The organism is Streptomyces sp. 840.1 (genome assembly GCF_003751445.1).
GTDB lineage: Bacteria > Actinomycetota > Actinomycetes > Streptomycetales > Streptomycetaceae > Streptomyces.
This window is the reverse complement of sequence record NZ_RJUU01000002.1, coordinates 102,494-114,289: the sequence shown is the minus strand read 5'-3', so window position 1 is coordinate 114,289 and position 11,796 is coordinate 102,494. Positions and strand designations below refer to the sequence as shown.

The window sequence follows — 11,796 nt, the reverse complement described above, 5'->3', positions numbered from 1 at the left end:
TCAGTGCGCCGGTGCCACCGTGACGGGGATGCCGTTGAGTACGGCGGTGCCGGAGAGCGGGTCGAGCCGGCTGCCGTCGAGCAGCTGGTTGACGTTGACGCCGGGCCGCGCGGCGGCGACGGACATCCGGGTGCCGGGGCGGCTGTGCCCCCAGCCGTGCGGGAGGCTCACCACACCCGTCCGCACGCCGTCGGTGATCTCGACCGGGGCGGTCAGCTCACCGCCGTCCGCGGTGACGGTGGCGGCCGCGCCGTCCGCCAGTCCGAGCCGGGCCGCGTCCTCGGGGTGCACCTGGAGGGTGCAGACGTTGGAGCCGCCGGCGAGCGCCGAGACGTTGTGCATCCAGCTGTTGTTGGACCGCAGATGGCGGCGGCCGATGAGGACGAGCGCACCGGGCTCGGCGCCTTTGGCGAGGGCCTCGCGCAGCCTGGGCAGGTCTGCGGCGATGGGCGCGGGGAGCAGTTCGACGCGTCCGCCGGGGGTGCTGAGGACCTGTGGGATGCGGGAGGTGAGGGGGCCGAGGTCGATGCCGTGCGGGTGGGCGAGCAGCCGTTCCAGGGTGAGGCCGTCGGGGTCGGCGCCGAAGCCGTCGCCGTACGGGCCCAGGCGCAGCATCAGGTCCAGGCGGCGCTCCGGTCCGGTGCGGCCGGTGAGCGCGGCGGCGAGTGCGGCGGGGGCCCGGCCGTGCACCGCCGAGTGGGGGTCGGCCACGGCCTTGGCGAGGGTCCGGTCGATGGCCATGGCGTCCACGGCGTCCGGCTCGGCGCCGTGCGTCCCGGAGACGGCGAGGACGAGCCGGGCGAGGATCTCGCTCTCGTCCATCCGGTCCGGGTCCAGCGGGACGGCGGGCCGGGTGTAGCGGACCTGGTTGCGGACGGCGAGGGCGTTGAACGCGAAGTCGAAGTGGGCGCTCTGCGAGGGCGGCGGTGGCGGAAGCACCACATCGGCGTGGCGGGAGGTCTCGTTGAGGTACGGGTCGACGCTCACCATGAAGTCGAGCCCGTCGGCGAGCGCCCGGTCGAGCCGGTCGCCGTCGGGCGCCGAGAGCACCGGGTTTGCGGCCAGCACGATCAGCGCGCGGATGCGCCCTTCGCCGGGTGTCTCGATCTCCTCGGCCAGTGCGGCGATGGGCAGTTCGCCCTTGGCCTCGGGGTGTCCGGAGACCCGGCTGGCCCAGCGCCCGAGGGCGAAGCCCTTGCCGGGGGCGGCGGGCCGTGGGGCGCGGGCGGTGGCGGAGAGCGGGAAGAGGGCGCCGCCGGGGCGGTCGAGGTTGCCGGTGAGGACGTTGAGGACGTCGACGAGCCAGCTGGCCAGGGTGCCGTGTTCGACGGTGCAGCTGCCGATGCGGCCGTACACGGCGGCGGTGGGGGCGGCCGCGAGCTCCCTGGCGATCGCGCGGATGGTGCCGGCGTCCACGTCACAGGCCCCGGCGACCGCCTCCGGCGAAAAGTCCCGCAGCTCCTGGGCGACTTCCTCGATGCCCCGGACGTGATCGGCGAGCGGTCCGGGGTCGGTCAGCTTCTCCTCGAACAGTACGTGGGCTACGGCGGCGAGCAGCAGGGCGTCGGTTCCGGGGCGGATGGCGACGTGCCGGTCGGCGAGGCGCGCGGTACGGGTGCGGCGCGGGTCGACGACGGTGAGGCTGGCGCCCCGGCGGCGCAGCGCCTTGAGTTTTCCGGGGAAGTCGGGGGCGGTGCAGAGGCTGCCGTTGGATTCGAGCGGGTTGGCGCCGAGCAGCAGCAGATGGCCGGTGCGGTCGAGGTCGGGCACCGCGATGGTGTTCGGATCGCCGAAGAGCAGCCCGCTGGATACGTGTTTGGGCATCTGGTCCAGGGTGCTGGCGGTGAACAGGGCCCTGGTCCGCAGGGCTCCGAGCAGGGCGGACGGGTAGAGGGCGCCGGCCATGGTGTGCACATTGGGGTTGCCGAGGACGACCCCGGCGGCCTGCGGGCCGTGCTCCGCGGTGATGGCGGGCAGGGCGCGGGCGATCGCGTCGAACGCCTCGCTCCAGCTCGCCTCCGTGAGGACCCCGTCCTTGCGGACGAGGGGGGTGCGCAGCCGGTCGGGGTCCTCGTCGAGTCCGCCGATGGAGGCGCCCTTGGGGCAGACGAAGCCCTGGCTGAACACGTCGTCGCGGTCGCCCCGGGCGCCGGTGACCCTGGTCCCCTCGATGGTGAGGACGAGTCCGCAGGTGGCCTCGCAGAGCGGGCAGACGCGCAGGGCGGTGCGGGGGCTGCTGGGGTCGTGCGACATGGGCCCTCCCCGGGGCGGCTGCAACGTTGACGCGGGTACGCGGGTACGCGTCCAGGCAGCACCGAGCATACCGACCGGTACGCATGTCGGGGAGGTGTTGCGGCAGCCGGATGTCCCGCCGGCCGGGCTCAGTCCAGCACGCGCGCCAGATAGGCCTGGATCAGCACCCGGGTCTCGGTGACGATCGCCTGGTCGCCGGACCCGTCGGTGCGGAAGGCGAGTTTGAGCAGGGCGTCGGTGGCCTCCACGCAGACCAGGACGGTGCGCAGCAGGTCCTCGTCCGAGGTGCGGCCAAGATGCCCGCAGAGGAGGTCGGCCAGCCGGCTCGCGACCCGGTGGTTGGCGTCGTCGGCCGGGTCCTCGTCGGGCGCCGGTGCGCCGAAGTCGACGAGCGCGAAGCCGGGTACGGAACGCTTCATCGCCAGGTACTCGTCGAGCACGGCGTCGATGGCGCGGCGCCAGTCGTCGGCCGGGATGACGGCCAGCCTGCCCGTGATGCGCTCGGCGTAGCTGTCCAGATTGCGCAGGGCGAGGGCGTCGGCGAGGGCCCGCTTGTTGGAGAAGAACCGGTAGACGGAACCGATGGGGACCTCGGCCCGTACCGCCACGGCCCGGGTCGAGAGCTGCTCGTAGCCGGTCTCGTCGAGGAGTTCGGCGCAGGCGTCGAGTATCCGGGCGAGGCGCTCGGCGCTGCGCTGCTGCACGGGGGCGCGGCGGAGGTTCGTGTTCGCATGGGGCACGGACTCCATGATGCCGTGGGCCTCCTTCGCCGGACGTAAGGGTGCGCACCGGTCTCAGGCGATGAGCAGGCTCAGCCCGCCGATGGTGTACGCGATCATCAGGGCCAGCAGCGGGAGTTGGCCGACCGTCGCGCGGCCGGGCGGGAAGAGCCGCACCGAACGGTCGTGGGCCGCGACGACCCCCAGGACGTGACCGAGGACGATCGCGAGTACCTGGAGGGCGGCGACACCGCCGGGGCCCAGGGGCGGCTCGGGCGGGACCGGGTTGTCAGTGCCGAGTGCCACCATGACCGTACGTGGGCCTTCGGTGACGAAGAGTGTGAAGTAGTGGGCGACGAGATAGCCGAGCGCGATCGGGACGAGCGAGTGCGCGAAGGCGGTGAGGGGGTTCGGCAGCCGGCCGGAGAGCAGCCGGGTGGCAGCGGCGCAGAGCGCGTAGAGGGAGGCCACGAGGGCGACGGCGCCCAGGAGTCCGAGGGTGGCCGCGGTGGTGCGGCCGAGCGGGGAGGTCTGGACGGCTGTGATCCAGGAGGGCGCGTCGGAGAAGCCGTCGTAGGCGGTGGAGCCGAGCATGACGCAGACGGTGGCGACGAGTCCGGGGAGCTGTGGTGTGGCGTCGAGTCCGTTGAACGGGGAGCGCAGGACGAGGCGGCGGTCGGCGGGGCGGCGGCCGAGCGGGGAGAGCCCGGCGAGCAGCCCCGAGTAGACCTCGAAGGCGTCGGCGTGGTCGAACCAGTGGGCCCCGTGGCGGGCGGCGCCCGCGAGGTGGGCTGCGCTGTACAGGCCGAGGAAGAGCAGCAGCGCGCGGGGGGACGCGGGGTCGGGGGCGACGAGTTCGAGCCAGGTGAAGGCGAGCAGCCCGGCCGCCGCCGGCCACATCCCGAGGCGTACGGGGACGGGCCGGCCGGCCCCGGGCGCGCGCCCCAGTGCGCGGCAGACCAGGAGGTGCAGGGTGCGCAGCGGGTTGAGCAGCCGCCAGACGGGACCGAAGAGCAGGGAGGCCAGGACGAGCCCGACCCACAGGAGTACGTAGACGGCGCCGGGAGCCGGATTGCGGCCCGGGTCGGCCGGACCGAACAGGAGGTGCAGCACGACCAGGAGCGCGGCGGCCAGGCCGAGCGCGCGGGCCGCGGCGCGGGTGGCGCGGGCGTCGGCCGCGCGCTGGACGGCGGCCGGCAGCGGGCGGCCCGCCAGTGCGCCGCGGAACCGGGAGGCGGACCAGAGCAGGCCGAGCGCGAGGAAGGAGACGAACAGTGCGGCGAAGGCGCCCGCGAACGCGTAGAAGGGCGAGAGCGGCAGGTCGTGCTGGGCGCCGATGCCATGGGCGAGGACGCTCGCCCCACCGCCCCCCGCACCGGGACCGCCGGGCGGACCGGGGGTCACCGTACGACGAGTTGGGTCAGGAGCAGATCGGACTCGTGCGTCTCGACCTCGAAGAGCCCGGTGCGGTCGGCGGTGAACGTGAGCGTGACGGTTCTGCCGGCGGGCAGCCGTGCCTCCTTGTCGTAGCCGTGCACATGAAGGGTGTCGTCGTGGTCGCTGCGGACCTCCAGCCGCACGGTCCGGCCCTTCTTGATCTCGGCGCGGCCCGGCGCCGGGCTGACCTTGCCGTCGCGGACGGAGATCTCCAGCGTGGTGCCGGGGCCGGGTGCGGCGGGCGTGGTGGCGGGTGCGGTCGTCGCGGTGGCGGTGAGGGCGGCGGTGGCCTGGACCGGGGTGGAGCCGACGGCCCAGGCGGTGTGGTCGTCGGCGTAGAGGCGGGCGGTGAGTTCGGTGCCGCTGCCGGCGCTCCGGATCAGTGATTCGGGCAGGTGGAACCAGGGTCCGTAGAGCCGGGCGAGCGGATGGCCGTCGAGGAAGAGGCGGGCGTGGCCCCGGCCGAGGAGTGCGCCGCCGCCCACGCTGTCCGGGGTGAACCGGAAGTTCCGCACCGCGAGGTGGACGTTCCAGCCGTCCTCGGAGTCCGGCCGCACGGCGACGGCCACCTCCGGCGCGCCCTCGGCGTCGACCTGGCGCAGCCGGTGACCGGCGCCGTCGTCCGAGGACAGCAGCCGGCCGGCGTCGCCGGTGGCCTGCTCGTGGCTGGTGCCCGGCTTGTGATGGGTGGTGGCCCGCCCGCCGCAGCCGCCCGCGCCGAGCACGAGGGCGGCAGCGGCGAGCAGGGCGAGGGCAGCCCTGCAGCCGGTCCGCGTACGGACCCCTGTCCGGTCCTGCGCCCGGCCCTGTGTCCGGTCCTGCGTACGGGCCCCTGTCCGGTCCTGCGCCCGGCCCTGTGTCCGTTCCTGCGCCCGGCCCTGCGCCCGGTCCTGAAGGTGTGTCACGAGGCATCTCCGTCCGTGGCGGGGGCCGAGGGGGCGGGCCGTGGCGGGGCGCCGTCCGACGCGGGAGCGGGTACGTGGGCGGCACTCGCGCCCCCGGCGTCGTCCGCATCCGGCGTCCCGGGCTCCCGTTCGCCGTGCCGGGCGGCGGCCACCACGGCCCACACCACCCAGACCACGCCGAGCAGCCCGCGCACCCAGGCGGGGCTCAGCGGAATCCACGGGATCATGAACACGCCCTTGTCGAGCGCGTCGAGCAGCGTGAGCGCGCCCAGCACCACCGTCGTCCAGCCAAGGCCCGGCCGCTCGCGCCGCAGCACCAGACCGATGCCCGTCCACCAGAGCCCCGTCAGCAGCAGCGCGACAGCGGGCAGGTAGGAGGAGGCGAGCCCCATGGTCGACCCGGCCACGTCAAGGCCGAGGCCGATGAGCCCGAGGGCCGAGGCCGCCGTGGCGAGCCGGCTGGAGCGGAGCCTGCGCCACCACAGCACGCCGCCGACCAGCACGAGCACCACCGCGATGCCCAGGGCCGCCTGGAACTCCACGCGTTCGATCCCCCGTGCGCCGTACCAGTCGCAGCCGGCCGGCAGCCGGCGGGCCTGCACGTTGTAGTCGGCGCAGACCAGCAGCTGGGCGAGCTTGACGGGTTCGCCCATCAGCCGGTCGGTGCGGCCGGTGACCGCGCCGCGTTCGTCACCGCAGGCGGGCAGTGAGCGGGGCGTGGAGGGCCCCGCGTCCGACTGCCAGCAGTTGCCGTCGCCCTGGCCGTCCCACCAGACGTCGGTGCGGTTGGGGCGGGCGTTGCCGGCCTTGTCGGTGCCGAGGTGGTTGTCGGCGTACCGGTTGTGGTGCGAGGTGTCGGTCTGCTTGCCCAGCGCGCTTTCGCCCCGGATGAACGCGGGTACGGCGCTCAGGAAGAAGGCGGCGCGCTGCTGCCCGTAGACCCAGTTGTTCTCGTAGATGTTCCAGTTGCCGCCCGCGGTGATGATGCCGGAGCCCGGCGGCATGGAGATCTGCGGGCAGACCACCCCGTTCTCGTAACCGCGCTCGACCGGCGGCTTGGCGCAGGTGCCGTCGGCGACGTACGGGTAGTAGTCGGCGTTGTTGTCGTGGATCAGGTTGCGCTCGAAGCGGGCGTGGTTCTGCGGCAGCCCGGGGTGGCCGGGGAAGGCGCTGTCCATGGAGGCGCCGCCCATGTTGTGGTCGAACTCGTTGTCGTGGACGTAGACGGAGTCCCCGGCGGTGCCGGAGTAGCCGACCATGTTGTGGTGGCTGCGGCAGCCGGTGATCTCGATCGAGTAGCGCGGGACCTTGTAGCCGTAGCCGTCGTTGATGTCGGAGGCGCTGCCCGGGTAGATGCCGGAGTCGCCGTTGCCGTACGACTCGCAGTTCTTGTAGAGGCCGTGGTCGCTGGCGAAGGTCAGGAAGCCGTACTCGTCGTTCCAGCGGGTCAGCACGTCGTCGATGACGAAGCCGTCCTGGGCCAGGATGTACAGCGAGTTGAACGTGGTGCGCTGGGCGGTGAAGTTCCTGAAGTAGACGCCGTCGGAGCCGTCCGCCCGGATCGCGTTGAGCTTGCGGTACTTGGCGTCGATGACGACGTCCGTGCGCTCGGCGCCGGTGCCCTCGATCTGCAGGTCCTTCTTGCCGAGGATCGCCACCAGGTTCTGGTTGTGCGGGCACTTCGCCTGCTGGGCGTAGCTCAGGATCTGGTAGCCGAGCTGGGAGTCGGGCGCCTTCAGCCGGGCGCACTCCCCGGTCGGTGCCGGCAGTGAGGGCTCCTCCTCGTAGAGCCCCGGCAGGACCGCGATGTTCTTCCCGGGGCCGGTGACCGCGTCGACGGCCTGCTGGAGATGGCGGTAGCCGGACTTCTGGCACCGGTCGAAGAGCTTCAGGTTCCTGGTCCGCAGGGCGTCGGGGAAGCCCGATATCCGGTGCTCGAAGTCGGCGCGGTCGCTCTTGCAGACCAGGAGGTCCGGCTCGCCCGCGCGGTGCACCGGGACGCTGCCGGTTCCGTCGGGAAGGGTGACCGGACGTTCCTCGTGCGCCTGGGCGGCCGGGGCCGCGAGGAGGGCGGCCGCGAGCGCCGCCAGGATCACCAAAAGTCTACGTGTCCACGACATGTGCCGGAGAGTAGAGCATTGTTCAACTTTTGGAACCCCCTTGCGCACCACGAATGCCGTTGACTCACCCCTCTTTGATTCCTACGGTTACCCATAGGATTCCTTCGGCACCGGGAGCGCACATGAGCGGCATCGAGCAGGCGAGGAAGACGGCGGAAGGGCTGGAGCATTCCGCCGGTTTCGGAAATCAACACAGCTCGGAGGCGGTGCCGGGGGCGCTGCCGCACGGCCGCAACTCACCGCAGCGCGCCCCCCTGGGGCTCTACGCGGAGCAGCTGAGCGGCTCGGCCTTCACCGAGCCGCGGGCGCACAACCGCCGCTCGTGGCTGTACCGGATCCGTCCCTCCGCGGCCCATCCCCCGTTCCGCCGGATCGACAACGGGGCTGTGCGCTCCGCCCCGTTCACCGAATCCGTCCCCGACCCCAACCGGCTGCGCTGGGACCCCCTCCCGGAGCCCGCGCCCGGCACCGACTTCCTGTCCGGACTGTGGACGCTGGGGGGCAACGGCGACGCGGCGCAGCGCAGCGGCATGGCCGTGCACCTCTACCACGCCAACACCGCTATGACGGACCGGGTGTTCAGCGACAGCGACGGCGAGCTGCTGATCGTCCCCGAGCACGGCGGCCTCCTGCTCCGCACCGAACTGGGCCTGCTGCGCGCCGAACCGGGCCACGTGGCGCTGATCCCGCGCGGCGTCCGCTTCCGGGTCGAGCTGCTCGACGCCACCGCGCGCGGCTACGTCTGCGAGAACTACGGTCAGCCCTTCGCCCTCCCCGATCTGGGCCCGATCGGCGCCAACGGCCTCGCCAACGCACGGGACTTCCTCGCCCCGGTCGCCGCGTACGAGGATGTGCGGCGCCCGGTCGAGGTGGTCAACAAGTTCTGCGGCAACCTCTGGTCCGCGACGTACGACCACTCGCCGCTCGACGTGGTCGCCTGGCACGGCAACCACACCCCGTACGTCTACGACCTGCACCGGTTCAATGTCATCGGCTCGGTCAGCTACGACCATCCGGACCCGTCGATCTTCACGGTGCTGACCTCGCCGTCGGACACCCCCGGGCTGGCCGGGGTCGACTTCGTGGTGTTCGCCCCGCGCTGGCTGGTCGGCGAGGACACCTTCCGGCCGCCGTACTTCCACCGCAACGTGATGAGCGAGTACATGGGCCTGATCGAGGGTGCCTACGACGCGAAGACGGCCGGCAAGGGGGGCTTCGTGCCCGGCGGCGGCTCGCTGCACAACATGATGTCTGCGCACGGCCCGGACCGGGAGACGTTCGACCGGGCGAGCGCGGCGGAGCTGAAGCCGCAGAAGATCGACGACGGTCTGGCGTTCATGTTCGAGACCCGCTGGCCCGTCACGGCGACCGGCCAGGCCGCGACCGCCGGCCATCTCCAGCACGGCTACGACGACGTGTGGCAGGGTCTGAGCAGCAACTTCAGGCCGTAGCGCATACCCAGTGCCAGTGACGACGAATGCAGGTGACCAGGTGTCGCAGACCCCTCTGAAGCCCCCCGCGCCACAGGGGGCCGCCTTCGCACCCGACTCACTGGTCCTGAACCGCAAACTGCCGCTGTGGTACCAGGTCTCGCAGTCCTTGCGGGCCTCGATACTGGGCCGCACCCCGGACGCCACCCTGCGGCTGCCGACCGAGGAACAGCTCGCCGCGCACTACGGCGTCAGCGTCCTCACCATGCGGCAGGCGCTCAAGGAGCTGGAGGCGGAGGGGCTGATCAGCCGGCACCGGCGGCGCGGCACGTTCATCGAGCCGCGCGCCCGCCGGGTGTCACCGGTCCGGCTGCTCGGGTCGATCGACGCGATCGTCGCCCAGCAGTCGGGCGAGCTGACCACGCTGCTCGACCACGGCCCGCTCGCCGTACCGGGTGATGTCGCGGAGCACTTCCCCGGCTGCCCGGAGGTCGTCGGCTACCGGCGGCTGCGGTGCGAGGAGGACTCCGGCGAGCCGACGAACTGGGCGCAGAACTGGATCCATCCACAGGTCGCGGCCGGGCTCGACCCGGCGGACCTGGAACGCTGGCCGATGACCAAGGTGCTGCGCGACCGGATCGGGGTCCGGATCGCGCGGATCACCGACACGGTCGAGGCCCGGCTCGCCGACCCGGTCACCGCCGAGCTGCTCCGGGTCCCGCTGCTCAGCCCGATCCTGTACTACACGGGCGTGACGTACGACGAGGGCGGCCGGGTGGTCGATGTGGCGCAGATCCGTTACCGGGGCGACCGGTTCTCGTTCTCGGTCACGGTGGAAGCGCACTGACACCACGGCCGCCGCCCCTCCCGGCCCACCGCACAGGCACCCTGCCGCCGTCCGGGGCGGCGCCGTTACGATGCCGGGGAAGGCGGGCGGACGTGGCGACGGGGAGGACGACACGGTGGCAGCTCCGGCAGCGGCGGGCTCCGGCGAGGGCCCGTACGGCCCGCTCCTCGACGACCTCATGCCGTGGTCCGTGCGACCGCTCAGGACCGGGCGTCCCTGGGTGACGGCCCCGGACGCGGCCTCGCTCAGGGCCCGCTGGGAGCGCCTGGCACGGGCCGGTGACACCGAGCGCGAGCGGCTGTTCGCCCCCACCAGGTCCCGTACCCCGCACACGACGGTGGCCGCGCTGCCCGGACAGGCCACCGCGACCGGCCGGTTCGCCCGCGATCCGGGCCCGTGCCCGGAGCCGGTCCGGATTCTGCACGGCCCGTTCGACGAGCAGTGGCTGCTCCCCGACCACCGGCTGATAGACACCGCCCGGCCCGAACTGTGGCGGGTCGCCGACGGGCACCAGCTGTTCGTCGTCGAGCACGGCCGGATCCCCCAGGACACCGGCCCCGCCCTGTCGGTGACGGCACTGCTCCCCGACGGGCACTCCCCCGCAGGCCGCCCCGGCCGCATCCGGCCGCTCTACCGGCGCCCCGGCGGCCTCGAACCCAATCTGGCACCGGGCCTGCTCGCGCTGCTGCGCGCCCGGCACGGGGACACGGTCTCCTCCGAATCCGTACTGGCGTGGATCCTCGCGGCGGCCCGGCACTCCCCGGCCGGCTGCGTGGTGCCGCTGCCCTCGGACACCGCGCGCTGGACGGCGGGGGTGGAGCTGGGGCGGGAGCTGCTGAGGCTCCAGCTGCGCGGGGCCCGCGGCGGGGAGCGGCCGAGGCTGCCGGGCGGGCGCCGCCCGTACGTGCGGGCCGCCGTGCCGCCCGCACCGTCGGAGCTGGCCTACGACGCCGGGGAGCAGGTGCTGCGGATCGGTACGGGGCGCGTCTCGCCGGTGCCCGCGGGGGCGTGGGAGTTCCGGGTGGGCGGCGTACGGATGCTGGAGCTGTGGTTCGGCCGGCGCACGGCGGCGGCCGGGGCGGACGGGCTGGAGTCCGTACGGCCGCGCGCCTGGCCGCAGGAGTGGACGTCCGAGCTGCTGGAACTGATCACGCTGCTCGCCCTGCTGGCCGAACTGCGGCCCCGGCAGGACGCCCTGGCGCCCGGCCCGCTGATCGGCGCGGCGGAGCTGCGCGCGGCGGGCGTGCTGCCGGTGACGCCCTCGGCCCGGCGGCCCGCGTCCGTGCTCGACCACCAGGAGGAGGGCCCGGACGGGCAGTTCGCCCTGTTGTGACCGCCGAACCCGGCCCGATCCGAGCGAAACACGCGCTAAGGGCGGTCGAACCCGTCCAGCACCCGGGCGAGGGCCCGCTCGAAGACGGCTTCCAGGTCGATCGGTCCGGGGTCCTCGGCGAATCCGGCCGCCATCCGCGGGTACTTCCCGGTCATGATCTGGCTGATCAGATACTCGGTGCGGGCCGCCTGTTCCTGCTCCTCGGACCAGGGCAGCGACCGGCTGCGCTCCGCCGTGGCGATCTCGTTGGCGGTGTAGGTGGTGACCACGCCGTTGACCATGGCGATGAGTTCCATCTTCTCGCCGAACCGCACGTCGACCCCGTCCAGGCAGCTCAGCGCGTACTCCAGGTAGCGCAGGGCGTTCGGGCTGAAGCCGTACACCGGCGACATCAGCCGGGGCATCCAGGTGTGGCGGTGCATCATGGCGCGGGCCTGGTGGGCGAGGGCCAGGAGATCGGTCCGCCAGTCACCGGACGGATCCGGGTAGCGGTAACCGGCGCTGACCGTGTCGAGCATCAGCTCGTACAGGTCCTCCTTGCGGGGCACGTAGTTGTAGAGCGACATGGTGCCGCAGCCGAGCTCGGCCGCCACCTTCCGCATCGACACCGCGTCGAGCCCGTCCGCGTCCGCGATGCGCACGGCGGCCGCCGCGATGTCCGCACGGCTGAACGCGGGCTTGGGGCCCCGGCCGGCACGCTCGGAACGCGCCCAGATCACTTCCGGTACAGCGGGTCGCCCCACCATTGATCA

9 protein-coding genes are annotated in these 11,796 nt (G+C 73.1%); 3 read left to right on the top strand and 6 right to left on the bottom strand.

All coding sequences use genetic code 11. The features are described 5' to 3' along the window. The 5 genes from EDD93_RS26830 to EDD93_RS26810 all read right to left on the bottom strand — a co-directional run bounded on the left by EDD93_RS26830 (position 1) and on the right by EDD93_RS26810 (position 7,434). Positions 1–2,253, bottom strand: a complete 2,253-nt coding sequence (locus tag EDD93_RS26830) for a molybdopterin oxidoreductase family protein (RefSeq protein ID WP_123528075.1) — start codon at positions 2,251–2,253, stop codon at positions 1–3. A 128-nt stretch (positions 2,254–2,381) separates the two neighbouring features. After that, entirely contained in the window at positions 2,382–3,002 is a 621-nt protein-coding gene (locus tag EDD93_RS26825) for a TetR/AcrR family transcriptional regulator (protein ID WP_123528074.1), read from the bottom strand. A gap of 45 nt (positions 3,003–3,047) precedes the next feature. Continuing rightward, on the bottom strand, positions 3,048–4,376 hold the full coding sequence (locus EDD93_RS26820; RefSeq protein WP_123528073.1) for a hypothetical protein: 1,329 nt from the start codon (positions 4,374–4,376) through the stop codon (positions 3,048–3,050). Next, entirely contained in the window at positions 4,373–5,155 is a 783-nt protein-coding gene (locus EDD93_RS26815) for a hypothetical protein (protein WP_123529365.1), read from the bottom strand. Before EDD93_RS26815 ends, EDD93_RS26820 begins: the two co-directional genes overlap by 4 nt. A gap of 155 nt (positions 5,156–5,310) precedes the next feature. Continuing rightward, on the bottom strand, positions 5,311–7,434 hold the full coding sequence (locus EDD93_RS26810) for a right-handed parallel beta-helix repeat-containing protein (RefSeq protein ID WP_123528072.1): 2,124 nt from the start codon (positions 7,432–7,434) through the stop codon (positions 5,311–5,313). Between the two features lie 122 nt (positions 7,435–7,556). Here EDD93_RS26810 and hmgA point away from each other — a divergent pair, with 122 nt between their 5' ends. The 3 genes from hmgA (at position 7,557) to EDD93_RS26795 (ending at position 11,044) form a co-directional block, all read left to right on the top strand. Next, a complete protein-coding gene (gene hmgA / locus EDD93_RS26805; protein ID WP_123528071.1) occupies positions 7,557–8,885 on the top strand; it encodes a homogentisate 1,2-dioxygenase in 1,329 nt (442 codons plus the stop codon). A 40-nt stretch (positions 8,886–8,925) separates the two neighbouring features. Then, the gene (locus tag EDD93_RS26800; protein ID WP_123528070.1) at positions 8,926–9,711 is read left to right on the top strand and encodes a GntR family transcriptional regulator; all 786 of its coding nucleotides are present in this window, start codon (positions 8,926–8,928) and stop codon (positions 9,709–9,711) included. Positions 9,712–9,781: 70 nt separating this feature from the next. Next, the gene (locus tag EDD93_RS26795) at positions 9,782–11,044 is read left to right on the top strand and encodes a type ISP restriction/modification enzyme (protein WP_185092536.1); all 1,263 of its coding nucleotides are present in this window, start codon (positions 9,782–9,784) and stop codon (positions 11,042–11,044) included. A 35-nt stretch (positions 11,045–11,079) separates the two neighbouring features. On the opposite strand, the gene EDD93_RS26790 is transcribed toward EDD93_RS26795, so the two are convergent. Then, complete coding sequence (locus EDD93_RS26790; RefSeq protein WP_123528068.1) at positions 11,080–11,790, bottom strand: TetR/AcrR family transcriptional regulator; 711 nt, start codon at positions 11,788–11,790, stop codon at positions 11,080–11,082. Between the last annotated feature and the right edge of the window lie 6 nt (positions 11,791–11,796).